Annotated in this window: 18 protein-coding genes; 4 read left to right on the forward strand and 14 right to left on the reverse strand. The window is 71.0% G+C overall.

The window, feature by feature from the left end:
* Nucleotides 1-92: 92 nt before the first annotated feature.
* The gene (locus JOE59_RS09165) at nucleotides 93-731 is read right to left on the reverse strand and encodes a 4'-phosphopantetheinyl transferase family protein (protein WP_204460002.1); all 639 of its coding nucleotides are present in this window, start codon (nucleotides 729-731) and stop codon (nucleotides 93-95) included.
* Between the two features lie 92 nt (nucleotides 732-823).
* On the opposite strand from JOE59_RS09165, the gene JOE59_RS09170 reads away from it, so the two are divergent.
* Both JOE59_RS09170 and JOE59_RS09175 read left to right on the forward strand, forming a co-directional pair.
* Nucleotides 824-1,582 carry a lysophospholipid acyltransferase family protein gene (locus JOE59_RS09170; RefSeq protein ID WP_204460004.1) on the forward strand — a complete coding sequence of 253 codons (759 nt, stop codon included), beginning with the start codon at nucleotides 824-826 and terminating at the stop codon, nucleotides 1,580-1,582.
* 46 nt (nucleotides 1,583-1,628) lie between these two features.
* A complete protein-coding gene (locus JOE59_RS09175; protein WP_204460005.1) occupies nucleotides 1,629-2,567 on the forward strand; it encodes a hypothetical protein in 939 nt (312 codons plus the stop codon).
* 18 nt (nucleotides 2,568-2,585) lie between these two features.
* Here JOE59_RS09175 and JOE59_RS09180 read toward each other — a convergent pair whose 3' ends face one another.
* Nucleotides 2,586-3,071, reverse strand: coding sequence for an OsmC family protein (locus JOE59_RS09180; RefSeq protein ID WP_204463329.1), 486 nt, complete (start codon nucleotides 3,069-3,071; stop codon nucleotides 2,586-2,588).
* Nucleotides 3,072-3,153: 82 nt separating this feature from the next.
* Between JOE59_RS09180 and gabT the strand changes: the two genes are divergently transcribed.
* A complete protein-coding gene (gabT, locus tag JOE59_RS09185) occupies nucleotides 3,154-4,530 on the forward strand; it encodes a 4-aminobutyrate--2-oxoglutarate transaminase (RefSeq protein WP_204460006.1) in 1,377 nt (458 codons plus the stop codon).
* A gap of 5 nt (nucleotides 4,531-4,535) precedes the next feature.
* Nucleotides 4,536-5,525, forward strand: coding sequence for an asparaginase (locus JOE59_RS09190; protein WP_204460007.1), 990 nt, complete (start codon nucleotides 4,536-4,538; stop codon nucleotides 5,523-5,525).
* A gap of 148 nt (nucleotides 5,526-5,673) precedes the next feature.
* Here JOE59_RS09190 and JOE59_RS09195 read toward each other — a convergent pair whose 3' ends face one another.
* The 12 genes from JOE59_RS09195 to JOE59_RS09250 all read right to left on the reverse strand — a co-directional run bounded on the left by JOE59_RS09195 (nucleotide 5,674) and on the right by JOE59_RS09250 (nucleotide 26,710).
* Complete coding sequence (locus JOE59_RS09195) at nucleotides 5,674-6,489, reverse strand: ABC transporter permease (protein WP_179552645.1); 816 nt, start codon at nucleotides 6,487-6,489, stop codon at nucleotides 5,674-5,676.
* Between the two features lie 80 nt (nucleotides 6,490-6,569).
* Complete coding sequence (locus JOE59_RS09200) at nucleotides 6,570-7,481, reverse strand: ABC transporter permease (protein ID WP_204460008.1); 912 nt, start codon at nucleotides 7,479-7,481, stop codon at nucleotides 6,570-6,572.
* Between the two features lie 2 nt (nucleotides 7,482-7,483).
* Nucleotides 7,484-8,683: an ABC transporter ATP-binding protein gene (locus JOE59_RS09205; RefSeq protein ID WP_204460009.1), complete on the reverse strand. Its 1,200-nt coding sequence runs from the start codon at nucleotides 8,681-8,683 to the stop codon at nucleotides 7,484-7,486.
* Nucleotides 8,684-8,685: 2 nt separating this feature from the next.
* Nucleotides 8,686-9,900: an ABC transporter substrate-binding protein gene (locus tag JOE59_RS09210; protein ID WP_307837013.1), complete on the reverse strand. Its 1,215-nt coding sequence runs from the start codon at nucleotides 9,898-9,900 to the stop codon at nucleotides 8,686-8,688.
* A 148-nt stretch (nucleotides 9,901-10,048) separates the two neighbouring features.
* A complete protein-coding gene (locus tag JOE59_RS09215; protein ID WP_204460010.1) occupies nucleotides 10,049-13,063 on the reverse strand; it encodes an FtsK/SpoIIIE domain-containing protein in 3,015 nt (1,004 codons plus the stop codon).
* A 119-nt stretch (nucleotides 13,064-13,182) separates the two neighbouring features.
* On the reverse strand, nucleotides 13,183-13,794 hold the full coding sequence (locus JOE59_RS09220; RefSeq protein ID WP_204460012.1) for a zinc-ribbon domain-containing protein: 612 nt from the start codon (nucleotides 13,792-13,794) through the stop codon (nucleotides 13,183-13,185).
* The gene (locus JOE59_RS09225) at nucleotides 13,791-16,139 is read right to left on the reverse strand and encodes a transglutaminase TgpA family protein (RefSeq protein WP_204460014.1); all 2,349 of its coding nucleotides are present in this window, start codon (nucleotides 16,137-16,139) and stop codon (nucleotides 13,791-13,793) included. The genes JOE59_RS09220 and JOE59_RS09225 overlap by 4 nt, the downstream gene beginning before the upstream one ends.
* A complete protein-coding gene (locus JOE59_RS19095; protein ID WP_204460016.1) occupies nucleotides 16,136-17,458 on the reverse strand; it encodes a DUF58 domain-containing protein in 1,323 nt (440 codons plus the stop codon). The genes JOE59_RS09225 and JOE59_RS19095 overlap by 4 nt, the downstream gene beginning before the upstream one ends.
* A complete protein-coding gene (locus JOE59_RS09235; protein ID WP_204460018.1) occupies nucleotides 17,455-18,426 on the reverse strand; it encodes an AAA family ATPase in 972 nt (323 codons plus the stop codon). The genes JOE59_RS19095 and JOE59_RS09235 overlap by 4 nt, the downstream gene beginning before the upstream one ends.
* A 12-nt stretch (nucleotides 18,427-18,438) precedes the next feature.
* Entirely contained in the window at nucleotides 18,439-24,327 is a 5,889-nt protein-coding gene (locus JOE59_RS09240) for an Ig-like domain-containing protein (RefSeq protein WP_204460020.1), read from the reverse strand.
* Nucleotides 24,327-25,748 (reverse strand): serine/threonine-protein kinase, encoded by a 1,422-nt coding sequence (locus JOE59_RS09245; RefSeq protein ID WP_204460022.1) that lies wholly within the window; start codon nucleotides 25,746-25,748, stop codon nucleotides 24,327-24,329. The genes JOE59_RS09240 and JOE59_RS09245 overlap by 1 nt, the downstream gene beginning before the upstream one ends.
* Before the next feature lie 134 nt (nucleotides 25,749-25,882).
* Nucleotides 25,883-26,710, reverse strand: a complete 828-nt coding sequence (locus JOE59_RS09250) for a PP2C family protein-serine/threonine phosphatase (protein WP_204460024.1) — start codon at nucleotides 26,708-26,710, stop codon at nucleotides 25,883-25,885.
* Between the last annotated feature and the right edge of the window lie 7 nt (nucleotides 26,711-26,717).

Below are 26,717 nucleotides of genomic sequence, written 5' to 3' on the forward strand. Positions count from 1 at the left end.
TCGCCGCCCGACTGCATGGGAACACTGACGGGCACGTCAGGAGAGCACGGCCACCGTCGCCGCCCGACTGCATGGGAACACTGACGGGCACGTCAGGAGAGCACGGCCACCGTCGCCGCCCGGTTTCCGGGCACGTCGATGTCGTGGAAGCGGATGCCGCGCCATCCGGAACCGAACTCGGGCGGGCTCACCTCGATGCGACCGACCCCGCCGTCGTCGCTCGGCATGGTGAGCGCCAGCCTCGACGGCTCGATGAACTCGGTGTGGCCGACGGCACGCAGCAGGGCGGACTTGCGCGCCCACAGCGTCGCACGGGCGATCGCCCGCCCCGCCGGGTCGAAGCGGTCGAGCGCTGCCCGCTCGCTCGCGTGGAACGCCGCCTCATCGATGACGGCGCCCGTCTCGAGGGCGGCCGACTCGATGCCGACACCGACCGGATGCCTCGTGGCTGCTGCGCCGACGACCGCGTCGCCGAACACGGCGACATCGGCGTACCAGGTCGCACCCGACGGGGTGAGCGGGTACGCGACCGAAGGCCGGCCGTGGCGCGCCCCGCACTCGGCGCAGGCGTGTACGAGTTCGACGTCGTCGGCGGGCACGCCGGTGCTGTCCGCGAGCAGCCCGCGCAGCACGGTGTCGGCGGCCGGGCCCCGGCGCCCGCGCATCACCACCACGACACGCACGCCGGAGGCCTCGAGCTCGATCAGCTCGCCCTCGGCCGCGACATCCATGCCCCCATCTTCTCGCACGGCGCCGAAGACTTCGACGCGCGGGCCGATCCGATATGCCGCGCCGTGCATGTCGCCGCGCGTAGGGTCGAACGGTGACAGAGATCGAAGGCGACGCCGTGCCAGCTCCTGTGCGGCAGGGCCCGCTCTACCGCATCGTCCGCGGCTTCCTCCGCCCGCTCGTGCGACTCATCTACCGGCCGAAGATCACCGGGGCCGAGCACGTGCCCATGCGGGGCCCGGTCATCCTCGCCTCGAACCACCTCTCGTTCGTCGACAGCGTCGTGATCCCGCTCGCGTCGCCGCGACCGGTGCAGTTCCTCGCCAAGTCGACCTACTTCACCGGCACCGGGTTCTCGGGCTGGGTCTCGCGCACCTTCTTCGGCGCGATCGGCGCCGTCGCGGTCGAGCGCGGTGCCGGTTCGCAGGCGCAGGAGGCCCTCGACGCCGGCCGCCGCATCCTCGATGCCGGCAACGCCTTCGCCCTCTATCCCGAGGGCACGCGGTCGCTCGACGGCCGCCTCTACCGCGGCCGCACCGGCGTGGCCTGGCTCGCGCTGACGACGGGCGCCAAGGTCGTGCCCGTGGGCCTCATCGGCACCGAGGAGATCCAGCCGGTCGGCGCGAAGCTGCCCCGGGTGCGCCCGGTGACCGTTCGTTTCGGGGAACCACTCGACCTGAGCCGTCACGGGCAGGCGACCTCGGGGCGAGCTCGCCGTGCCGCGACCGACGAGATCATGGCGGCGATCCATGCGCTCAGCGGGCAGGAGCTCGCAGGCGTCTACAACGAGACCCCGCCGCAGGGCGCCCTCGCCAAGCTCGCCGACCGGGTCGTGCCGCGCGAGCGGATCTGACCGGATTCCCAGCCGCTCCCCGCCACGCCCCGGTATCGTCAGTCCGATGCGCCCCGCTTCGATCATCAGCCGCGTCACCGCGACGGTGGCCGTCGTGCTCGCTCTCGCGGCGTGCAGCGCTCCGATCGACGTGCAGCGGGCGGCCGCCGGGCGCGTCGAGGCGACCGACGTCGTCGATCTCCCGATCCCACCGGCGACCGAGTTCGATCCCGGATTCATCGTCAGCGACGACTCGTTCTACGACAGCGGCGCGATGAGCGAAGACGAGATCCAGGCCTTCTTCGAGGGGGTCGACTGCCGGCCGCAGGACCGCGTGCCATGCCTGGCCGACTACATGCAGAGCACCACGACCCAGGCCGCCGCGGGCCAGGGGCACTGCACCGAGTACCGCGGCGGCATCCGCGAACGTGCGAGCCGCATCGTCTCGAAGGTCGCCGCGGCATGCGGAGTGAGCCCGAAGACCCTGCTCGTGCTGCTGCAGAAGGAGCAGTCGCTGCTCACCCGGCCGAGCGAGTCGGGCTACCTCCGCGCGACGGGCTACGGCTGCCCCGACACCGCCGACTGCGACACCGAGTACTTCGGCTTCTTCAACCAGGTCTACAACGCCGCCTGGCAGTTCCGGCAGTACACCGAGCAGCCCGACCGCGCCTACCGCATCGGCGCCGTCGATGTGGGGTTCCATCCGGATGCCGCGTGCGGCGCGTCATCCGTCACCATCGCCAACCAGGCCACGGCCAACCTCTACAACTACACGCCGTACCAGCCGAACCCGGCCGCAGTGGCCGACCCCGAGGTCGGCGACGGCTGCTCGGCCTTCGGCAACCTGAACTTCTGGCGGCTCTGGCACCGCTGGTTCGGCGATCCGGAGGCGGAGCGCTACCCCGGATTCCTGCCGCCGTGCAGCAGGCTCGTCGGCGGGCACGCCTGCCCGATCCCCGAGGCCACTCTGCCGGCCGTGCCGCCGGTCGGGCTGCAAGCCGACTGACGCCGACGCGTCGTCGGCTCAGGCGGTGGAGGCGCCGACCGTCACGACCGGTTCGTGACGCACCGGGAAGTTGACGGATGCTGCGATGAAGCACTTCGCGGAGGCCTCGACGTGGAGCGCGGCGGCGAGCTCGAGCATCGAGGCGTCCGCCACCTCGATCCGCGGTCGCAGCACGACCTCGACGAATGCGCCGCCGCCCCTGCCGTCCTCCCGCATGAGCCCGACGGGCCGATCGGAGTAGCCGCGCACGACCACGCCGTGGTTCGTCGCGACGTGCAGGTACGAGAGCATGTGGCACTCGCTCAGCGCAGCGAGCAGCAGCTCCTCGGGGTTCCAGCGCTCACGGTCGCCGTGGAAGGTGCGGTCGCTCGACCCGGCGATCTCGTGCAGCTTGCCTGCCGCCCGAACGACGTGCTGGCGGCCGTAGTCGCGGTAGCCCGAGGTGCCGGTTCCGCGGTCGCCCTGCCACTCGACCTCGATCTCGTAGCGGTGTTCGCCGAGCATGCTTCCTCCGATCGTGCGCGCGGCCCGCGCCATCCGATTCTGCCCGATGCCGGTCGTGACGCGGCGATAGGGTGGAGGCACCATGACTGATACCCGCATCGACGCCCAGACAGCCGCCGCCCCGGTCTACACCGTGCCGCAGGAGCGCAAGATCGTGACCGCGATTCCCGGTCCGAAGTCGCAGGAGCTGCAGGCCCGACGATCGAAGGTCGTCTCCTCCGGCGTCTCCTCGGCGCTGCCCGTGTACATCGAGCGCGCGAACGGCGCGATCCTCGTCGACGTCGACGGCAACCAGTTCGTCGACTTCGGTGCCGGCATCGGCGTGACGACGATCGGCCACACCGAGCAGCGCGTCGTCGCCGCCGCTGCCGACCAGCTCCAAGACGTCATCCACACGCTCTTCACGATCACCCCCTACGAGGAGTACGTGCGCGTGGCGGAACTCCTCGCCGAGCACACCCCCGGCAACTGGGAGAAGAAGAGCGTGCTCGTCAACTCGGGCGCCGAGGCCGTCGAGAACGGCGTCAAGATCGCGCGCAAGCACACCGGCCGTCGTGCCGTCGCCGTGCTCGACCACGCCTACCACGGCCGCACCAACCTCACGATGGCGATGAACTACAAGGCGATGCCCTACGCGACCGGCTTCGGCCCGCTCGCCGGCGACGTCTACCACGCGCCGAACTCGTACCCCTATCGCGACGGGCTGTCCGGCGAAGACGCCGCGGCCCGCACGATCGCCTACCTCGAGAAGGTCGTCGGGGCGAGCGACCTCGCCTGCCTCGTCGTCGAGCCCATTCAGGGCGAGGGCGGCTTCATGGTTCCCGCAGACGGGTTCCTGCCGACCCTGCAGACGTGGTGCACCGAGCACGGCGTCGTCATGATCGCCGACGAGATCCAGTCGGGCATGGCCCGCACCGGCCGCTACTACGCGAGCGAGCACTTCGGCTGGGAGCCCGACCTCGTGCTCTCGGCGAAGGGCATCGCGGGAGGCCTCCCCCTGGCCGCGGTCACCGGCCGCGCCGAGATCATGGACGCCTCGCAGCCCGGCGGCCTCGGCGGCACCTTCGGCGGCAACCCCGTCGCGTGCGCCGCGGCGATCGCCGTGTTCGAGTCGATCGAGGAGCACGACCTCCTCGCCGAGGGCCGGCGCATCGAGGCGACGTTCCGCGCCGGGCTCGAGAAGCTCGCAGCGCGTTACGACGTCATCGGCGAGATCCGCGGCAAGGGCGCGATGATCGCCATCGAACTCGTGCAGCCGGGTACCGGCCAGACCTCGAAGGCCCCGAACGCCGAAGCCGTCACGGCGATCGTCGCGTTCGCCGCGCAGCAGGGGGTGCTCTTCCTCAACGCCGGCACCTACGGCAACGTGCTGCGCTTCCTGCCCAGCCTCGCGGTGAGCGACGCGCTCATCGAAGACGGGCTCCGCGTGCTCGACGACGCCCTCGCCTCGCTCGGATAGTGCAGGTGGCCGGCACATTCTCAGTCACTGACTCCGTCGAACTCGCCGTGGTCGAGCGTAATGGTTTCATCGAGTCCCGGCACGCGGGTTCCGCCGTCGTGCTCTCCCCCGAAGGCGAGGTGCTGCGCGCCCTCGGCGACGTGGTCACCCCGATCTTCCCCCGGTCCTGCCTGAAGCCGTTTCAGGCCGTCGCCGTCATGACCTCGGGCGTCACGCTCCGAGGCGAAGACGCCGCCATCGCCACCGCGAGCCACTCGGGCACCGCAGCGCACGTCGCCCTCGTGCGACGCCTGCTCGAGCGTGAATCGCTCCCCGAGTCGGCGCTCGGCTGCCCTCCGGCGGCCCCGTCCGATCAGACGGCGCGCGAACAGCTCATCCGCACGGGCGGGTCGCGCGAGCGTGTGTACATGAACTGCTCGGGCAAGCACTCGGCGATGCTGCTCGCGTGCGTCGCCAACGAGTGGCCGCTCGAGGGCTACCTCGAGGTCGACCACCCACTGCAGAAGCGCGTGCTCGACGTGATCGAGCGTTTCACCGGTGAGCGGCCGGCGGCGACTGCGGTCGACGGTTGCGGTGCGCCCGTGCACGCGATCAGCCTGGGCGGCCTCGGCCGCGGCATCCAGAAGATCACCACCGCCGCCGCGGGCTCGCCCTTCGCGCTGTACCGCGAGGCCGCCGCGCTCACCGAAGCGGTGCGCGAGCATGCTTGGGCCGTCGGCGGCCCCGGCCAGCCCGACACGGTCGCGATCGAACGGCTCGGCGTCTTCGCGAAGATCGGCGCCGAAGGCGTCATGGTCATGACGGCGCCCGACGGCACGACCGTGGCGCTCAAGGTGCTCGACGGCTCCGCACGCGCATCGACGATCATCGCGCTGCGACTGCTCGCGCAGTCGCACGCGATCGACCACGAGGCGATCGACGCCGTGCAGACCGAGCTCGACCTGTGGGTCATGGGCGGCGAGCAGCGCGTCGGCTCGATCCGCGCCACCGTCTGAGCCGACGCGGGCCGACGGCGGCGTACGCGCCGGTGTCGGCGTAGCGCCGATGTCGGCGCCGGCGTTCGCGCCGGCAGCATGCACCACGACGACGGATGCCGCGGCGGGATCACTCCCGCCGCGGCATCCGCTCTCTCGAACGGTCGGATCAGCCGAGATTCGCGAGCCGTTTCGCGCGCGCCGCACGCGAGACCTGCGCGACGATCACGAGCACCAGGGCGAAGAGGAACACCGCCGACGCGATGACGTTCGCCTCGGCCGGGATGCCGCGCGACGCCGAGATGTAGATGTACTTCGGGAACGTCGAGACGGCGCCCGAGTTGAAGTTCGTGATGATGAAGTCGTCGAAGCTGAGCGCGAACGACAGCAGCGCCGCCGCCACGATGCCGGGAAGCAGCAGCGGGAACGTCACCCTCCAGAACACCTGCGACGGCGAGCCGTAGAGGTCGCGGCCCGCCTCTTCGAGCGCCGGGTCGAGGCTCGCGACACGCGCCTTGACCGTCACCACGACGAAGCTGATGCAGAACATCGTGTGCGCCAGGATGATCGTCGTCATGTCCTTCGCGACGCCGACCGCGAGGAACTGCGCCGCGAGCCCGGCACCGAGCACGACCTCGGGCGTCGCCATCGGCAGGAACAGCAGCAGGCTGATCGCACCTCGGGCACGGAACCGGTAGCGCACGAGGGCGATCGCGATCATCGTGCCGAGCGTCGTCGCGATGACCGTGGCGGCGATGCCGATGATGATGCTGTTGCCGAACGCCTCGCACACGGCCCCGCCCTCGACCGTGCAGACGTTCAGCCACTTGTCGAAGGTGAACCCGCGCCAGGCGATGTTCGACTTGATGGAATCGTTGAACGAGAACACGAAGGTGTAGGCGATCGGGATGAGCAGGAACACGAACGCGATGATCGTGTAGGCCGGCAGCAGCCAGTCGCCGAGCCCGAGTCGACGCCCGCGCACCCGCCCTCCGGGACGCCGCGAATCGAGCTCCTGGCTCTCGCCGAGGCCGCCGAGCACGGCAGCCGCCTGGACTTCTCCGCTCACAGCAGGTCCTCCGTTCCGGATCGCTTGACGTAGACGCCGACGAGCACGAGGATCGCGGCCATGAGGATGATCGAGAGCGCCGCGGCAGCCGGATAGTTCAGCAGCACGAGGAAGTTCGCCTCGATCACGTTGCCCATCATCTGCGTGTCGGGCCCGCCGAGGAAGTCGCGGCTCGCGTTCACGTAGTCGCCCGCGGCGGGAATGAACGTGAGCAGCGTTCCCGCGACGATGCCCGGCATCGACAGCGGGATGGTGACCTTGCGGAAGACCGTGAACGGATTCGCGTACAGGTCGCTGCCCGCTTCGAGGTAGCGCAGGTCGAGCCGCTCGAGCGTCGTGTACAACGGCAGGGTCATGAACGGAATGAAGTTGTACGTGAGACCGAAGATCACCGCGAACGGCGTGCCCGTGAAGTGCGCGTCGGGCGCCATGAGCGAGAGCGCCTTCAACGACGTGATGATGAAGGACTCATCGGAGAGCAACTGCTTCCACGCGAGCGTGCGGAGCAGGAAGCTGATGAAGAACGGTGCGATGACGAGCACGAGCATGAGCCCCTGCAGCATCGGCCACCGCCGCGCCTTCACCCCGATGAAGTAGGCGAGCGGGTAGCTGAAGATCAGCGCGAACACCGTGGCCGCGAGTGCGTACCCGAAGGAGCGCACGATGTGCGGCCAGTAGTCGCTCATGACCGTGACGTAGTTCTGCCAGTTGAACGCGTAGTCGTACTGGCCGATGTCACCGAACTCGGCCGGAGCCTGCAACGAGGTGAGCAGGAGCGAGATGAGCGGCGTGATGAAGAACAGCACGAGGTAGAGCAGACCGGGAAGCAGCAGGAACAGGGCGATCCGGCTGCGCTTCCTCGGCGCCTGCGGCACGACCTCTGCGGTCTGGAAGGCGGCGAAGGCCATGGTCAGCCCTCCTCGAGCTCCGTGACGAGCTCCTCACGGCGCTGCGCGGCGATCGACGTCGTGTCGTCGTCGGCGGCGAACCGCGCCGACGGCTCGGCCACGTCGTCGAGGCCGAAGCCGTGCTCGACCGGCCACGAGACCCACACCTCGGCGCCTTCGCCGACGACGGGACCCGAACCGGTGTTCTGCGCGAACACGGTGACGGTGCCGGCTTCGGGGATCGCGACGATGTACTGCGTGCTCACGCCCGAGAACGACACGTCGATGATCCGGCCCGGGCCGAGGACGTTGTGATCGGATGACTCGGCCGGCGCTTCCCGGAGCAGGGTGACCTTCTCGGGTCGCACACCGACGGTGACGCGGCCCTTGTGCCGCTGGGCCCGTGCAGCGGGCACGGTCACCCGTGCGCCTGCGATGTCGACCGAGATCGCGGCATCCGTCGAGCCGGCGACGTCACCCGTGAACAGGTTCGACTGGCCCAGGAAGTTCGCGACGAACGAGGTGCGCGGCAACTCGTAGAGTTCGGCCGGGGCGCCCATCTGCTCGATCGCGCCCTTGTTCATGACCGCGACGGTGTCGGCCATGGTCATGGCCTCCTCCTGGTCGTGCGTGACGTGCAGGAAGGTGAGTCCGACCTCTTCCTGGATCGTCTTCAACTCGAGCTGCATCTGACGGCGGAGCTTCAGGTCGAGCGCGCCGAGCGGCTCGTCGAGGAGGAGCAGCGCCGGGCGGTTGACGATGGCCCGGGCGAGCGCGACGCGCTGCTGCTGGCCGCCCGAGAGCTGTGCCGGACGGCGCTGGGCGAGGTGATCGAGCTCGACGAGCCGGAGCGCCTCGTGCGCACGGCCGAGCGCGTCACCGATGCGACGGCGCTTGAGTCCGAACGCGACGTTCTCGAGCACCGACATGTGCGGGAAGAGCGCGTAGCTCTGGAACACCGTGTTGACCGGGCGCTCATGCGCCTTGGTTCCCGTGACGTCGCGGCCTCCGATGAGGATGCGACCGCTCGTGGGCTCCTCGAGACCGGCGACGAGCCGCAGCGTCGTCGTCTTGCCGCAGCCCGACGGGCCGAGCAGGGCGAAGAACGAACCGGCCGGGATCGTGAGATCGAGGTCCTCGATCGCGGTGAACCCGGGGAATCGCTTCTGAATGCCGACGAGTTCGAGGTCTGCGCCGCGTTCGGCGAACTCGCGTACCGACACGCTCACGCTCCCAGGAGGATGCTCTGGAACTGCGCCTGGTACTTCTGCTCCTCGGCACCGCTGAGCGATCGGAAGATGTGCGCGTTCGACAGCGTCTCTTCGTTCGGGAAGATGAGCTGGTTCTCGGCGAGCTCGGGATCGATCGCGATCGCGGCCTCCTTCGCACCGGCGACCGGCGTGATGAAGTTCACCCACGCGGCGACCTCCGCGGCGACCTCGGGGTCGTAGTAGAAGTTCATGAGCGCCTCGGCGTTGGCCTTGCGCGGCGAGCCGATCGGCACGAGGAAGTTGTCGTTCCACAGCGTGCCACCCGCGGTCGGGATCGCGAACTCCCACTTGTCGCCGGCCTCGGCGTTGATGACCGTGATGTCGCCCGACCAGCAGATCGCCGCGAGGGTGTCTTCGCTCTTCAGGTCTTCGAGGTAGGAGTTGCCCTTGATGTTGCGCACCTGACCGGACTCGACCTGTTCGCGGAGCACCTCGATGGCCGCGTCGAACTCCGGGTCGCCCCAGTCGCTCGCGATGTCGACGCCGTTCTGCTGCAGGATGAGCCCCATCGTGTCGCGCATCTCGGAGAGCACGCCGACGCGGCCCTTGAGATCGGAGTTCCAGAGGTCTTCGACGGACTCGATGCCGCCGGGGATCGCCTCCTTGTTCCAGCAGATGCCGGCGAAGCCGCCCTGCCAGGGCAGCGTGTGGGCCCGGCCCTTGTCGAAGTCGGGGTCTCGCAGCGCCGGGTTGAGGTTCACGATGTTCGGGATGTTGTCGTGGTTCAGCTCCTGCGTGTAGCCGAAGCGGATCCAGCGGGCTGCCATCCAGTCGGTGAGCACGGCCGTGTCGGCGCCGATGTCCTTGCCGAGGGCGAGCTGGTCCTTCACCTTGCCGTAGTACGTGTTGTTGTCGTCGACGGCGACCTCGTAGTTGACCGCGATGCCGGTCTCCTCGGTGAACTGCTCGAGCGTGGGGTACGCGCCGCTGTCGTCTTCGTCGATGTAGGCGGCCCAGTTGGCCCAGTTGACCGTCTTGTCGGTGGCAGAGGTGTCCGCCGCGGCGGTGGGCTTGGCCTGGCCTCCGCCGGTCGAGCACGCAGCGAGGGCCAGGGCAGTGGCTCCTGCACCCGCTCCGGCGAGCAACGTGCGGCGATTGAGCTGCATCTGTCGGGCCTGGAGGATCAGCGATCGCATCATCGGGTCCTGGGGCAGGGGGCGTCGATTCACGGGGGACTCCGTTTCGGTTTGCAGCAGTGCAAGGGTGGGAAGATACTGCCACACTGCTGGGCGGAAATCACTCGATGATGTCCAAATCGTTAATTTCTGCGAACATCTGGTGCGGAATCAGCGCTTCTCGCCCGATCCCGCGACCGATTCAGTGGTTGCGCCGTCTCGGCCAGACCGCGCGGCGAACACGCTGCCCCGGTTCGAGGAGCCAGCACTGCCCCGCCCCGTCGTCGAGCAGGGGCGGCAGCTCTCGGGAGCGCACGAGTGCCCGGTACTCCCCCGCGCCGCCGTGCACGACGAGCCCGGCCTCCTCGCGGAGCGCTGCCGTCAACGACCAGCTCGCCGCCCATGCCTCCGCGTCGCCGACGATCACCGGCGGGGACGCATCGAGCCGGTGCGCGGCGACGGCGGCCCTGACGGCGGACTCCCCGCCGGCGACGAGGACGATCGCGGTTCGCCCGGCCTCGGTGATCACCGCCGCGGCCGCGCGGGGCTCGGCAGCGGCGATGGCATACGGGAGCTCGGGACGCAGCCGGAGCGGCGGAACCGTGGGAGAGGCCGGTGCGGCGACCGGCGTCGCCTCGATCACCTGCACTCGGCGCCCGTGCCACTGACCCGCGCCGGCACCGTCGCCCGCGCGCCAGAGCTCGCCGCGGCCACCGGACTGCACCAGGTCGGAGCGGGCCGCGTGGCGGAGGAGGAGCCGTGCTCCGAACGCCTCACGCAGACCGCTGCCGAGGGCGTGCAGGTCGGCCGCCGATGCGGCGACCGCGACGCCCCGGCCGCGTCCCTCCCTGACCAGGGACTCCGCCATCGCGAACGCCGCGTGCCGGTACTCCTCGGGCCAGGCGCGGAACCGGGTGTCGAGGTCGTCGAGCACGACGAGAGCAGGGGGCGCTGCGCCGCCGCGAACCGCCGTCTGCGCCGCAACGAGCCCGTCCCAGACCGCACTCGACGGCCCGGAGAGCCGGAGTGCGCCCGAAGCGCGGTCGCCTGCCCAACCCGACTCGGTTGTCACCTGTGCGGCGCCAGCCGGCTCGATCGCCGACCGTTGGATCGCGGCCCGTTCGATCGCGGCCAGCGCCGTGCTGCGCCCGCTGCCCGGCCTCCCGAGCACGAGGAGGCCGCCGTCGCGTCGCGGCACCCACCGCGCAAGGCTGCGACGCTGCCGCTCGGGCTCGTCGACGACGCCGAAGCCGATACCGTCGCCGTCGCCTGCCGGTTCGGCCGTGCTCTGCGCCGGCGTCGCGGGCGGTCGCAGCGCACCGAGGAGCTCGCGCACGGCATCGGGCGCGATCCGGCCCGGCAGCGGGTCGAGCCACGTACGGCGGGCGCGCGGGAATCCGGCCGCGCGCTCGCCGACCTCGGCGATCACGGCCGGCGTCGCGATGGCCGAATGGAAGAGCACGGGGCATCCGTCGCCCGGATCGACGACGCCTCGGCCGGGCAGATCCGACGGGATCTCCGAGGCCGAGGCCGTTCCGACCACCGCCTCGCTGTCGGATCGCTGCAGCACGCGCAACGACACTCGGATGGGACAGTTCGCGGTGACCTGCTCGCGGACGACACCGTTCGGCCGCTGCGAGGCGAGCACGAGGTGCACCCCGAGCGAACGACCGCGTGCGGCGATGTCGCCGATGACCGCCCCGAGCTCGGGAAAGCGCTCGATCATCGCCTGGAACTCGTCGACGACGATCACGAGTCGCGACAGGTCGACGTCGTCATCGAGCCCGGCGATGTCACGTGCGCCCGCCCGAGCGAGCACCGTCTCGCGGTGCGTGAGCTCGGCGCGCAGGCTGAGCACGGCCCGCTCCGCCTCGGAGTCATCGAGGTCGGTCACGATACCGGTGACGTGCGGCAGGCCCCGTACCGGCTCGAACGCCGCCCCGCCCTTGAAGTCGACGAGGAGGAACGAGACGCGGGCGGGAGGGTGGGCGGCCGAGAGCGCGACGATCCACGCGAGCAGGAACTCGCTCTTGCCGCTTCCGGTCGTTCCGGCGACGAGCGCGTGCGGGCCGCACCGTGCGAGGTCGAGTTCGACGGCGCCTCCCGCAGACTGTCCGACGATCACGGCGAGGCTCGATCGGTCGTCACCCTCGTCGGGCCGGCCCTGCACTCGGCCGAGCTCCAGCCGTCGCGGAAGGTCGTTGGAGCGGTCGCCGAGCCCGGCTCGTTCCGCGACGGCCGCGAGCGAGTGCGCCCACCCGGCGGCCTCCGCGATGCCGACGAGCGAGGGGGCGATCAGCATCTCGGCGGTGCCCTGCTGCTGGCGACGCACGACCGCCGCATCGGGGGTCTGCATCGTCACGATCGTGCCGAGACCGGGCGGCAGGTCCGACGCGGTGCGCGCGACCGCGACGACCATGGCGGGCGGGCGCTCGCCATGGGGAACGAGCGTCGAGGGCCCGAGGGGCCGCTGCCTCCCGTCGGTCGGATCGACGACGACCAGACCGGTACGCGTGCGGCCCCCGCGGTGCGGCAGCGCACGCAGCCACTCCCAGTGGGCGCCATCGGTGCCCTCCGCGACCTCGATCGCGATCCGCTGCGGATGCGCATGATGGGCGAACTGCACGACACTCGCACGTGCGGCCGCCCGCGCGAGGTGGAGTTCGCCCACGAACCCGATCCCGGCTCCGATATCGGCGGTCATCGGCGCATCGTCGAGCCTGGCCGCGGCGAGCAGCACCTCACGGTCGCCGGCGTCGACCGGCGCACCATCGACCCGCAGAGCGCTCGCCGCAGCGCCCCGGCCGAGCACGATCGGCGGCGGGGCAGCCTCGCGCCACGCCGGATGCTCCGACTGCTCGAGCAGTCGCCGCGATGACGGCGAACGCTGCCATGCCGCCCCTCGCTCGAGGTCGTGTCGCTGCGCGATCTCGGCGACGAGCTCATCGAGCAGTCGCCGCCGCTCGACCGAAGCCCGTCGTCGCAGACGTCGTGCCGAACGTCGCGCGTCGAGCATCGAGCCGATCGCCACGATCGGGCCGAGCACCGCGAACACGAGTGAGAACGGCGAACCCGTGATCGCCCACAACGCGAGCGCGCCGGCGACGGGCGCGAGCGACGCGATGAGGGGGAAGCCGGCTCGGGCAGGATCGGCCGGCGCCGGCGGCAGCGCGAGCGGGGTGTCCAGCGAGACTGGGGCGAGGTCGAATCGGTCCACCGTGCGATCCGATCACGCGAACCGCCGGGCATCGATCGCGGCGGCCGTCGCGGCGCAGCACCGGCCGACGGTGCGCCTGTGGAGGACGAGTCGGCGGCGCAGATGCCGTCGGAAACGTCTCAGGAGACGACGAAGAACTGCTCCGCGAGCTCGACCCGGCTCCCCCGCGGCACGAGGTAACGCCGACCGGGCTCGCAGCGCATCGCACCGTCATCGGGTCGCCGCACGATCGTGCCATTGCCCGAGAACCGGTCGGCGACCCAGAGCGTGCCGTCGTGCTCCCCGAACTCGACGTGCGTCTTCGACACCGACAACGAGCGGTCGGCGATCTGCACGAGATGGTCGAACACCTCGCCGGGCTGCGGCAGCGGGCGACGACCGATCAGGCCCGAACCGAAGACGGTGCGCGTCTCACCGGTGCTGAAGGTCAGCACGAAGCGCGTCGCAGCGGGGGCAGTCGGCAGCGGTTCGTGCATCGCGGGCGCTGCAGGGGCGAGGAGTTCACCGCCGGCGTCGTCGACCGACCCGATCGCGACTGCCGCGCGGAAGCCGTCGACCGGGATCGAGATCACCCCGCTGTTGCGTCTGGCGGGCCGTTCGATCACCGTCGTGTCGCCGGGCCGCGGGTCGGGCCGTCGGCGGGATTCGGGGGTCGCGCTCGTCGAGCTGCCGCATTCACCGCAGAACATGGCCCCTTCGGGCAGCTCAGCGCCGCAGATCCGACACGTCACGGACGCCCTCCTCTCCGGGTCACAGCGTACCCGCCGAGCGAGGTGAGCGAGACCGCCGCCCGCAACCGTTCGCGCAGCGACCGCGGAGCACCGAGACGCTCCTGGAGTTCATCGACCGAGTCCCAGACCAGGAGGTCGTCGCCCTCGGCCGGCCCATCGGGTGCGAACACGGCACGGTCGACGACCGAGGCGAGCACGAGCGGCGCGAGACCGCCGACCGTCGCCGCCTGCTCGGCACGCGTCGACATGGGCCGGATCGGATACCCGTAGTCGGCAGCAGAGTCCGCGAACTCCTGCCAGCCGCCCTCGATGCGCTCGACCGCGCTCGGCGCCTTCCGCCGAAGCCTCCGCCGCCGGACCTTCGCGACGATGATCGCGAGGAACGGGCTCGCGATGACGGCGAGCACGCCGAGCACGATGCCCGACACCCCGAGCACCGCGAGCAGAGTCTGCACCCAGGCATCGGCCGAGTCGTCGGGCTCGTCGGGAGGCGTCTCGGGTTCGTTCGCCAGATCATCGACCGGCGTGCGCTCCGCCGGCGGGGGCAGCGCCGACTGCGGCCTCGACACGATCGTCGGCTGATCGGGCTCGCGCTCGGGGATCGGGCGCGGGTTCGGGTTCGGGTCGACGGCGATCCAGGCGCCATCGGCGCGCTGCACCTCGATCCACGCCTGCTTGTCGCCGCTCACGAACCGGGTGACGCCGTCGGGTACGGGGTCGCTCTCGACATCCGATTCGCCCTGCTCCGCCTCGCCGGCGACCGAGGCGGCCTCTTCGGCTCCGCCCGGGAGGTAGCCGACGACGACTCGTGCCGGGAATCCGATGCGACGCGCCATGAGCGCTGCGGCGACCGCATACTGCTCGCCGTCTCCGACCATCGGCCGTTCCGTCGCGAGATCGGCGAGTCGATCGAGCGAGTGCCCCGATCTGCTCGGTACCTCTCCGAGACCGTGGCTCACGTAGCCGTTCTCGTGGAATCCCTCGATCATCGCCTGCAGCCGGACTCCGGGCTCGTCGGACGAGGGGGCCCACTCGTCGAGCAGTTGCGCGAGCTTCTCGGGCATCTCCGGCACGGCCGGGAGCACACTGGAGCCGGGGCTCAGCTCGGCGAGTTCCTCGGGGGCGACGGGCACCACCGAGCTCGCCGCATACCGATCGCCGGACTGCAGCGGGCGCTGCACTGCGCCCGTGCTCGTCACCTCGTTGTAGAAGAACGACTCGGTGAGCACCTCGGCGCGCGGCCCGCCGAACGTCATGCGTTCGAGACGGCCCACCCCGGGCACCCACACGTCGGCGTAGCCCTCGACCTCGACCTCGATCGCGAGCGGCTCGGTGTCGCCGCTCACGCCTGACTGGTCGAGCCGGTAGGGCACCCGCGTGAAACGTCCAGAGGCCGAAGCGGACTCGGCGCCGCCGACCGTGAACACGATGCCGTCGTACGAATCGAGGGCCGCCATGCGCAGCCCCGCGCCCTCCCGGAGCCCACGGACGTCGAGCATCACGTCGTCGGCGACATCCTCGTCGAATGCGGCGCGGAAGCCGGCGAGCGGGCTGTCGTGCCGTCTCGGCTCGAACGGCGGCTGCAACTCGGCCCGCACGACGTTGCGGGGCGGCACCGGCAGGGCGACGGATGCCGCGGTCGCACCGACGACCGCGATGGCCACGAGGGCGGAGGCGCCGAGCACACGACGTGCGTCGGTCAGCACCGCCTCGACCCGCCGCCCGCTCGTGATCGCACGCCGGTCGGCGATGGCGACTCGAACGAGCCAGGCGACGGCGGTGATCAGAAATGCGATGCCGGCCTCGACGGCGAGCGCCGAGTGCACGACGCCGAGGGCGATGCCCGCGATGAGGAGCACGGCGGGCGGCAGGGCGGCGGCCGCCGGTCGCCTGCTGCGCAGCGCGATCGAGATCGCGGCGGTGGAGGTGACGAGACCCAGCAGGAACGGCGGCACGAGCAGCGCCTGATAGGACCCGACCGGGACCGAGATCGTGACGAGTTGCTTCCAGGAGAGCGCCGCTCCGGCGAGGAGTTCGACGATCCCGGACGGGGTCGGCAGAATGCCGCCGATCGCGGCACCGGGCACCGCGGCCGGCACGCCGAGCACGAGGTACGCGGCGAACACGGAGAGCACGATGATCCACGACGCCAGGCGGAATCGCGCTCCGATGACGCCGATCGCGACTCCGGCCGCGATGGCGATCGCCGCAGCGACGAGGAAGGCGGGACTCTCGTAGACGGGCCACCACGGCAGCATCGCCGCGGCCAGCATGGCGACGACGAGCACCACGGTGACGAGGGTGGGCCCGAACCTGCGGGCGCCGGCGGGAACGCGGGCGGTCATGAGATCGAGGCCGATCTCGCGAGCATGGCGCGCAGGTCCTCGAGGTAGCCGATGCCGAAGACGGTCAGGCCCGCGATCGTGCGCGCATGCGCCTCTCCTTCTGGCGAGCACTGCACCGCGATGCTCTCGACCCCCGGCGGCAGCCGGGTCGCCGCGGCTCGCAGGGGTGCGACGCCGCGTGCCGTTCCGGTGACGATGAACGCGAGGGAGACACCGGCGAGCGTCTCGCTCGCGGCACGGGCCACGTCGGGGAGCATCACCGCATCGGTCGCCATCTCGACGAGGCACAGCGCGTCGAGGAGACGGTCTCGGGAGACGGTCGGCAGTTCGCGCATGGCGCTGCGGCGCGGGCCGGCGCTCGGCTGCCGCCCCGAGACCACGAACGACACGGTGCGCGCGTCGCGGATCGCCCGTGCGCCGACGGATGCCGCGGCGCTGACGGCGAGCTCGAACTCGGCGTCATCGACGTAGGCGCCCGGGTCGAGATCGAGCAGCACCATGAGGCGACTGCGCCGGGTCTCCTCGAACTGACGCACCATGAACGTGCCGGTCTTGGCCGAGCTGCGCCAGTGGATGAAGCGGCGGTCGTCACCGGGCACGTACTCGCGCAGCGCATGGAAGGCGATGTCGCTGGCCGTGAGGTCGCGCGTCGGCGTGCCCTCGAGATCGCGGATGAACCCGGTGCTGAGGGCGTTGATCGGCACGGTGCGCGGATGCACATGCAGTTCGGCCGTCTCCGACCAGACGAACTCGCGCCGCATGAGGCCGATCGGATCGGCCCTCACCGTGCGCGCCGGGCCGACCGGCACGACCCCCCGCCGCTCCGTGGGAATCGTGAACTGCTCATCGAAGACCCCGCCACGCGGCAGCCCGGGAAGGACCCGTTCGACGATGCGGCGGCCGACCGGAAGCTCGAGCTGCACGCCGCCGAACCGGCGACGACCGGGATTGGCGGCGATCAGTCGCGCCTCGGCCGGCTCGCCGACGACCACTCGCGGCGAGGGGAGCACGAGCTGGATGGTGCCGGCTCCGCGACCGATCAGCCAGACGGATGCCGCGGCCACGAGCGCGACGAGGCCCCACCCGAGTGCGATGAGCTCGAGCCATCCCCAGGTGTAGCCGCCGGCGAGGGCGAGCACGGCGACGACGATGACCGACCAGCCGATCGGGGTCACGACTCCCTGCACCATCCGGCCGGCGCGCGCGAGGGTCGCACCGGCATGGCGAGCGGCCACGACGGCGCGCCCGATCACGACCGCGAGCAGGCCCTCTCGTCTGGCTTCCTCGGGGATCGTCGTTCGGGTCTGGGTGAGTGTCACACGGCTTGCCTGGTCGAAGGGGGCGGTGTCTCGATCAACACCTGGGCGATCATGTTCGATGCGGTGACGCCGTCGAACTCCGCCTCGGGGTCGAGGATCAACCGGTGCGCGAGCACCGGCTCGGCGAGGGCCTTGACGTCGTCGGGCACCACGTAGTGACGACCCCGACCCGCTGCGTGGGTCTTCGCCGCGCGGATCAGCGCGAGCGCGCCGCGAACGCTGACGCCGAGGCGCACCTCGCGAGCGGTACGCGTGGCGTCGACGATGCGCGAGACGTAGTCGTGGATCGTGGGATCGACGTACACCGTGCGTGCGACCGCGGCCATCTCGACGACCTCCGCCGCCGCGAGCTGCGAGGCGACATGATGCTCGTGAGCGCGCTGGTCTGCGCCCTCGAGGATGCGGATGGTCGAGGCGTGGTCGGGGTAGCCGATGGAGGTGCGCATCAGGAACCGGTCGAGCTGCGCCTCGGGGAGACGATAGGTGCCGGCCTGCTCGACGGGGTTCTGCGTCGCGATCACCATGAACGGATGCCCCACGGGGTGGGTCTGCCCGTCGACGGTGACCTGGCCCTCCTCCATGACCTCGAGGAGCGCCGACTGCGTCTTCGGGCTCGCCCGGTTGATCTCGTCGGCGAGCACGATGTTCGCGAACACCGGGCCGGGGTGGAACTCGAACACGCCGGAACGCTGGTCGTACACCGTGACGCCCGTGATGTCGCCGGGCAGCAGGTCGGGGGTGAACTGCACTCGATTGCTCGAGCCGTCGATCGACTGGGCCATCGCCCGGGCGAGCGAGGTCTTGCCCGTGCCCGGCACGTCGTCGAGCAGCAGATGGCCTTCGCTGAGGAGTGCCGTGAAGGCGAGCCTGATGACCCGGTTCTTGCCGAGCAGCACTTCCTCGACCGCGCCGACGAGTCGATCGAGCGTCGCGGCGAACCGCGCGGCCTCCTCGGGGGTCATGGTCATCTCGGCTCCTTCTCAGCGGTTCTGGTAGCGGACGACGACGTCCGCGATCTCAACATCCAACCAGACACGGTCGCCCGGTTTCGCCTCGGGGACCTGGCAGCTCGTCGGGGTCTGCGCCGGCTTGCCGTTGCGGTCGCCGTCGACGCCGCAGGTGAACGCCACCGGAAGCCCGGAGTTCTCGGGCACCGAGGTCCACGACCAGGTCTTCGTGCTCTCGTTCCAGACCCGGCTCGGCAGCGCGAACGTCAGCGACGGGCGGGCATCGGCGGGCAGCACGTCCGACCACGGACCGCAGCTGCCCCAGATCGAACAGCTCCGCACCTGGAACCGCACCGCTTCGCCGTACGGCCTGGCGAAGAGGTCCTGCGCCCACCCCGAACCGTCGAAGCTCTGCTGCGTGCCGGGAATCTGCGCACCGTTTCCGTCGACGGCGACGATGTCGTATCGCCAGGCTCCCGGCGCGACGCCCGAGATGTAGCGGTCGTAGGTGTCGGCGGTGCGCATCTCCATGTGGCTGTCGACCCTCCGGATGGAGTCGGGCGCCGGCCGCACCACGGTGCCGACCACCTCCGTGTTCGCGCAGGCGGCCCGGTTGTAGCCCCAGACGAGGAACGAGTACTTCGTGGCCTCCGTCGCCGTGCCCGAGAACTGCACGCTGGTCGTGCCCGGGCCGACGTGCACGACCTCGGCGACGGTTCCGCCGCCGGACGGCGCGACGACGGTTCCGGGAGCGGGACTGGTCACCGAGCACGCTTGCGCCCCGGCGGGCACCCCGGAGGCCCCGTCGACGAGACGTTGGACGAAGTATCCGCCGATCGGATCCCCGTTTCCGGCGAAGGCGTCCCAGGCGACGGTGACGGTGCCGGCCGCCGCATCGCCGCTGACGGAGATCCCGCCGGCGACGGGCGGTCCGAACGGAGTGCCGCTGGCGCCGGCCTGGGTCCAGACCGCGAGCGCCGGGAAGGCCTGGTTCCTGGCACTGATCGTGATCGGCACCTGGCTTCCGTTCTCGAGCGGCTGAGAGTCCGTGGAGCAGACGGTCGCCGTGCACACCGCCGCTGCGGAGACCTCGGTCGAGACCCCGGCGACGGTGACCACGTACGATCCGATGGCGCTTCCGGACCCCTCGGGCACCGGGGACCACTCGAGGCGGAGATACCCGTCGCGCGGGAGAGCGCGCACTCCGGTGGGCGGCGGAGGGACGACGTCCGACCAGATCGGGCCCGGCGCATCGACCGGGTCGGAGAGGCCGATCCCGTTCCTCGCGCGGATCCGCACGTGCACGGCCTCGGCCTGCCCGTTGCCGGGGGTCGTGACCGTGCAGGTCGTCGCGGCGCACACCGACGAGCTCGCGACCTCGCCCGTGCCCGCATCGACGAGCTGGATCTCGTAGCCCGTGATCGGAGAGTTGTTGAAGGCGCCCGCCCCGAACGCGACGTCGAGGCTGCGATCCCCGAAACCCGTGACCCGAGCGCCGGTGACGGCATCGGGTCGATCCTGCACCGAGATCGTGACGAGGCCCCAGGCGTTGCGAGCCGCGTCGCCGGTCGCATCGGCGACCTCGTACTGCACCGTCGAGTTCACCGGAGCCGCCCCGGGCGCGACCGTCACCTCGAGTCGCGACCGGTCTTCGCTCGGCTCGATCGACACGCCGCTCGGGAGGCTGTCCGCATCGGTGCCGCGGACATCGACGACGCGGAGCGGGACGTCGGGGAACGGGTTGGTCGGCCCGTCGTTGGCGAGCACGTCGATCGTCGTCGTTCGTCCGCGCTGCACGATCGCGGAGTCGGGAGCGGGCCTCGCGATCGGCTTCGTCGACGGCACCACGCGCAGCTCGATGCGCCCCGGCTTGCCGTCGCCCGAGTCATCGGCGACGCCGATCGCGACCGTCCGGGACGCCTTGGACGCCGATGCCTCCGCCTCGATCGTGAGGTCGGAGCCGTCGAGCTCGAAGCGGAACCCCTCCGTCGGCGGCGGCAGCAACCGGTAGACGAGTTCACCCCGCGCGGCCGGATACGGGTAGTTCGTGAGCTTCAGGAGGTCGATCTCCTTCGACTCCCCGGGCTCGAAGTCGATGACGCCGCCCGTGAACACCGGCGGCTGGTCCTCCGTCGGCAGCACATCGATCGGAATCACGATGGTCCCGGTCCGTGCAGAGGGGTCGGCGGCCGATTCCCCGTCGGTGACGGTGAACGAGAGGGACGCCGGGCCGAAGTAGCCCTCTTCGCTGCGATATCGCAGGGTGTCCTGGTCGACGACCAGGTCGGAGCCGTCGCTGTGCGAGGCACGCACGGTCGCGGCATCCGTGATCTTCACCGGGCGTCCCGACGCGGCGATGACGAAGTCCTCGAGATCGAGCGTCACCTCGTCTCCGCTCACCACGACGACGTCGGGAGCATCGGCCCGAAGCTGCGGCAGCGCATCGTCGCGCCCGGGCACCCAGATGAACGCGTACGACACGATCGAGGGGTCCTCGGGGTGGGCCACCGAGAACGGGATGACGCGCCGCCGGTCTTCGACCTGCACGCGGATGCTTCCGTCGCGGCGTACCTCGGCGCCCCGGTCGTAGCCGTCGACGAGTCCGACGACGACATCGGCGACGTCGGCGTCGGCGAGGAAGACGTTGCGCAGCACCGGGACGTCCACGACGTCCTCGTCGAGGATGTCGCTCAGCGTGAGGACGGTGTCGGATGCCTCGGGGCGTGCGAGCGGGGCGTCCTCGCTCGCCGTGATGCTGAGGAAGGTCGATGCGTGGCCGAGCTGCTCGTTCTCGATGGTGTAGCTGAAGCCGTATTTCCCTTCACCCGGAGGGAGCGCGACCTCGATTCGATCGTCGACGATCTCGGCGACGGCATCACCCTCGGTCGCAGTGACGTCCTTCAGCGTCAGCGCGCCGCCGTCGGGATCGGAGTCGTTCTCGAGGACGCGAACGGCGACGGTGCGACCCGGCCGCACCACGACGACGTCGTTGACGGCGGTCGGGCGGCGGGCCCCGTCGAGTCGCGGTGCGATGCCGACCCTGACGGTGCCCACGGCGCGGGCGCCGAGCGCGTCGACGACCTCGTACTCGAACGTGTCGGTGCCGGCGGAGTACTCCCCCGCCTGGTACTCGAGCCAGTCGGCCCCGTGCGCGGTGACGTTGCCGAGGTCGGGGTTGCCGCCCTGGCCGAGCAGTTGCACGCTGTCGCCCTCGGGGTCGGATCCGCCGAGCGGCACGGGGATCCGCACCGTCTCTCCCGAGAGCACCCGGGCGGTGACGGTCGCCGGGACCGGCGGCGTGTTGCTGTCGGGGTCGGCTTCGCGCACCGACATCTGCACGGTCGCGGTGGCCCATTGACCGTCGGGGCCGGTCACGCGGTAGACCGCCTCGTACTCCCCCGGCTCGTCTGGAGCGAAGTAGCGGAGCCGGTCGCCGGCGGCGAAGAGCAGACCCGCCTTCGGCGCCTGGTCGAGGGTCGGCTCGAGCGTGATCGGCAGTGCGTCGGGATGCTCGTCGTTGGCCAGCACCGCGATGTCGACCACGTCGCCGGTGCGTGCCGAGATCTTGTCGGGCACGGCGACGGGCGATTGCGGGGACTCGAGCTGCGGCACCTCGACGACCGTGACCTCGCCGACCGCTTCGGCGAGGCCGTTGCTGACGCGGTAGCCGAACACGCTCGATCCGTTCGGGAGCGGACCGATGAGGGTGACGCGGAGGATGCGGTGGTCGACGACCTCGACCTGCACGCCCGCCTCCGCCTTCGGCTCGCCGAGACCGGTGAGGATCAGCACGCCGCCGGTCGGGTCGATGTCCGTGGCGAGCACGTCGACGTCCACGGGTTGGCCGCCCCTGATGAACACCGTGTGCGGAACGGTGATGGGCGTGGTGTCGCGCTCGGGCGGGGCGGAGACGTCGACCCGGACTCGACCCGTCGTCGTCCAGACGCCGTCGGTCACGGTGTACTCGAGCGAATGCGTCCGCACAGCCGAGCTCGAGAAGCGGAAGGTCCCGCCGTCGAAGTCGGGCGTCAGCTGCGCGTCGGGCTTCGCGGGCACCGCGGTCAGCTGCACCTGGCCCGAGCCGCCGCGCACGTGCCGCAGCGGGTCGATGCGCACCTCCTGCCCCGCCGTCGCGAGCACGACGAACGGATCGGCGATGAGCTGCACGCTGCCGGGCGCCCGAACGCCGATGCCGAGTGCGCCGACGGCGTCGTCTCGTCCGTCGGACACCTCGAGGGAGACGGTCCGGTCCGCTCCGGCGCCGCCCTTCTCGTCGAACACGACCACGCCGTCGGCCGTCGATGACAACGAGTCCGGTTCGGCGGCCGTGGCGCGCCGGAGGAAGAACGGGTCGCCGTCGGGGTCGACCCAGTCGCCGAGCACGGCCGTGCTGACGCGGCCCCCCTCCTGCACGAGGGTCTTGGTCGGCCGTCGCTGTTCGGGCGGTGAGTTCTCTTCGGCATCGCGCACGGTCACGCTCACCGTGGCGTGGGCGGTGCCGCCGAAGCCGTCGTCGACCGTGTAGCCGAAGCTGATGACACCGGATGCCTCGTCGCCGAGCACGAGCTGCAACTGCTGGTTGTCGGCGATCCGATCGAGGGCGACGCCCGCCGGCAGCTCGCCGTCGACGGCGTCGACGACCATGGCGTCGCCGTTGGCGTCGTAGTCGTTCAGCAGCACCGGCAGTTGCGTCGTCCGCCCCGGGCGCGCACCGAACTCGTCGTCGGCCGCGACGGGCGCCACCTGGCTCTTCTCGGTCGTCGGCGGCGTGTCGGGGTCGTTCTGCTCGATCGTCTCCTCGTCGCGCTCGATCTTGAGGAGCGCTTCCCAGTTGTCGATGAGGCCGAACGCGGCGCCGACGGCCCAGGTCTTGCCGGTGCGCCGTTCGTTGAGCACGAGCGTGGCGCCGTTGGCGAGGTAGGTGTAGTCACCGCTCGCGGTCGCCGAGGGCAGCTCGACGGGGTCCTCGTCGCCGCCCGCCGTGCAGGACCGCCACGCGGTTCCCCCGGCCCACGCCGCGTAGAGGCATCCGTTGTGCATGTACGGTGCAGCCGGCAGTCCCGATGGTTCGTCGACGCGGGTGCGCGGCTCGTCGCCGTCGAGCCCGACGGTGATGAGGCCTCGGCGGGTGGCGATCGCGACGTCGTCGCCACCGCTCGACGGGCGTTGGAGCACCGGGGCGTCGTTGGCGGCGATGAGTGCTGAGAGGTCGACCGGACCCCGATCGAGGTGGAGCGTCCGGGTGCCGACGTCGAACACGGCCCAGCGGTCGGCGACCGAGGTGATCTGCACCTCGGCGTCGCGAGCGACCGCCGCGGTCTGCCAGCGGGTGCGCACGGTCTCGGCCTCGGCCGCATCGACCTGCGCGACGTCACCGGTCGACGGCGTGTAGGCGAAGAGCGTGCCGTCGGGATCGACCGACGTCACCGACCCGGTGCCGAACGCGAGCATCGGCTCGGAGTCGGCGTCGAACTGCGCGAACCGGTCGACCGGCGTCGTCCAGACGTCGCCGTCCGAGGTGACGACGACCCTCGAACCGGCGAGGGCGAGCGTCGCGTCGTCGGGAGGGACCGCGACGGTCTCGGTGAGGCTCGAGGTCGTCGCGTCGACGATCCGCACGGTCGCCCTCACACGATCGAGCGCGAGCACGGTGGCCCCCTGCTGCACGATCTCCGTGCCGGTCGAGCCGGTCTCGACGACCGAGTTCAGTTCGAGCAGCGCCGTGTTCGCACGGCCGATGGCCTGGTACTCGTTGCTGCTGACCCACACGGCGGCATCGCCGAGGTCGACCCGTTGGGCGGCGTACCCGCCGGACGCGATCGCGACGCCCGCGACGAGTGCGACCACGGCGGTGGTCGCCGCGGCGGTGACGACAGCGGATCGCGGCTTGGGGAGTCTGGTCAGGTCGGGAAGCCGCGGCATCATGCACCATCACCGAGATCGACGGACACCTCGACGCAGCGCTCGGCGCTCGCGGCACCCGACTTTCCGTCGCGCACCACCCGGACGCTCGCGCAGACCCGGTCGCCGTCTTCGGCCGGCACGGTCACCCGCGCCTCTCGCTGCAGCGGCTGGGTCTCGCCGTCGACGGTCACGACATACGCATCGGAGCTCTGCAGCCCCGGGTCGTTCCAGGAGAAGGTCACGGTCTCACCCGCATCGACGCCCTGCACGTCGGTCACGACTGGGATCGACCTGGTGCCCTGGATCACGAAGTACGCACCCGCGCCGACGAGCGCGATCAGGAGCACCGAGACGAGCGAGATGCCCCAGGCGAGGCGCGCAGACGTCGGCGGGGTCGTTCGAATCCGGCTCGTGCCGAGGTCACGAGGGCGGGAGTCCGCCTCCGACCGGGTGGCGCCGAACGCACCGCTCCGCGCGCGCCGCCGACGCGGTGCCGCGTCGCCGATGCCGTGGGCACCGCTGATGCGGGTCTGCTCGTCGACGTCGACGGCGGTCGCGAGCGCCCAGTCGTCCATCGCGACCTCGAGCGGCGTCTGGGAGAGGCCGAGCTCCTCCTCGACCGACTGCAGGTCGCGGACGAACTCGAGCGCACTGGACTGCCGGTTCGACGGTCGACGCGACATCGAACGCGCGAGCACCTGCTCGAGGCTCTTCGGCACGTCGAGTCGCCCTGTCGGGGTGTACTTCGCCTTGTCGATGCGGCCCATGAGCGCGCCGGATCCGTTGTCGCCGCCCGGTGTCTCGAACGGACTGCGACCGGCGAGGAGCGAGTACACGGTCGCGCCGAGCGACCAGACCTCGCTCGCGACACTGCCGGACACCTCGTCGTGCAGCACCTCGGGCGCCGACCACGGGATCGACAGGCCGACCGCGTCGGAGGACTCGGCCTCGCCGAGGGTCGCCGCGATGCCGAAGTCGGAGAGCACGGGGTGGCCGTAGGCGGTCGTGAGGATGTTCGACGGCTTGATGTCCCGGTGCAGCACGCCCTGCCGGTGCGCCGTCTCGACCGCACTCGCGATGCGCACGCCGACCGCGAGCACCTCGGCCAGCGGCAACTGCACCGCACGGTAGCGCTGGCCGAGCGAGGCCGAGCAGTACTCCATCACCAGGTACGGCCGGCCGTCGGCCGCGACGCTGGCCTGGTAGACCGTCAGGATCGACGGGTGGGAGGAGAGCTGGGCCATGAGGTTCGCCTCGGCCTGGAACATCTGCCGCAGGTCGTCGTTGACGACCTCGGCGAGCAGCACCTTCACCGCGACGAGGCGCCGCGGCATGTTCTGCTCGTAGAGGAAGACGTCGGCGAATCCGCCCGACCCGAGCACGCGGATGAACGCGAAACCCGGCAGGTTCGGCGGCGTGGACGGCAGTCGTCGAGACACGATCCTCCTGCCTGCTCTGGGTCGGTGGGACGCCGCCCGGTGGCCGGTGGCGCCCGGTGCCCATCATTGTATCCGCGGGCGACGGATGCCTCGTGGTGCGGTGCACATCACGACAACCGGGCCGCGGCCTCGGATCAGCGGTGCGCCGGCTCGACCTCGCCCGACGGCTGCGCGCCCTCGGGGCGCACGACCTTCAGGACGTCGACCACGATCGCCGTGACATTGTCGCGTCCTCCGTTGCCGAGCGCCGCTTCGAGCAGTTGGTGCGCGGCCTTCTCGGCCTTCGCATTGGCGACGAGGAAGTGGCGGATGCCGTAGGTCGTGAGCTCCTTCGTGAGCCCGTCGGAGCAGATGAGCAGCCGCATGCCGGGCTCGACGGCGATCGCGCGATAGTCGGGGATCGGCGCCTCGTGGAATCCGACGGCACGCGTGATCACGTTCGAGTGCGGGTGGGTGTCGGCCTCTTCGCGAGTGATCTGCCCGGCGTCGACGAGTTCCTGCACGATCGAGTGGTCGACCGTCAGCTGCTCGAGCACCCCGCCCACCAGCCGGTAGACGCGCGAGTCTCCGATGTTGAACACGATCCAGGCCGGCTCGTCCGCGATCGCCCCGATCGCGGCACCTGTGACCGTCGTGCCGCTGCCCTCGTCGGTGACGCCGGCGCCGCGGCCCATGTCCTGCACCGCGAGGCGGAGGGCGTGGTCGATCTCGGGAGTGCCGACGAGCGTCTTGCCACCGTGCTCGGCGAGCCGGGTGACGACCGCGGCGCTCGCGAAGTCGCCGGCGGCGTGGCCGCCCATGCCGTCGGCCACGGCGAAGATCGGCGCCTGGGCGACGAAGCTGTCCTCGTTGACCTCGCGGCGCAGGCCGGTGTCGGTGACCGCGGCCCAGGCGAGGGTGACCTCGGTGCCGTCGGGCAGCGTGATCCGATGGCGGGCGTTGCCATTGCCGATCTGGGTCACCTGTGAA

The organism is Agromyces cerinus (genome assembly GCF_016907835.1).
Classification (GTDB): domain Bacteria; phylum Actinomycetota; class Actinomycetes; order Actinomycetales; family Microbacteriaceae; genus Agromyces; species Agromyces nitratus.

Bases quoted from the DNA above. Each gene is read 5' to 3' on its own strand.
- JOE59_RS09165 (WP_204460002.1), bottom strand. From the start codon at position 731: ATGGATGTCGCGGCCGAGGGCGAGCTGATCGAGCTCGAGGCCTCCGGC.
- JOE59_RS09175 (WP_204460005.1), top strand. From the start codon at position 1,629: ATGCGCCCCGCTTCGATCATCAGCCGCGTCACCGCGACGGTGGCCGTC.
- JOE59_RS09180 (WP_204463329.1), bottom strand. From the start codon at position 3,071: ATGCTCGGCGAACACCGCTACGAGATCGAGGTCGAGTGGCAGGGCGAC.
- gabT (WP_204460006.1), top strand. From the start codon at position 3,154: ATGACTGATACCCGCATCGACGCCCAGACAGCCGCCGCCCCGGTCTAC.
- JOE59_RS09200 (WP_204460008.1), bottom strand. From the start codon at position 7,481: ATGGCCTTCGCCGCCTTCCAGACCGCAGAGGTCGTGCCGCAGGCGCCG.
- JOE59_RS09225 (WP_204460014.1), bottom strand. From the start codon at position 16,139: ATGACCGCCCGCGTTCCCGCCGGCGCCCGCAGGTTCGGGCCCACCCTC.
- JOE59_RS09235 (WP_204460018.1), bottom strand. From the start codon at position 18,426: ATGACCATGACCCCCGAGGAGGCCGCGCGGTTCGCCGCGACGCTCGAT.
- JOE59_RS09240 (WP_204460020.1), bottom strand. From the start codon at position 24,327: ATGCCGCGGCTTCCCGACCTGACCAGACTCCCCAAGCCGCGATCCGCT.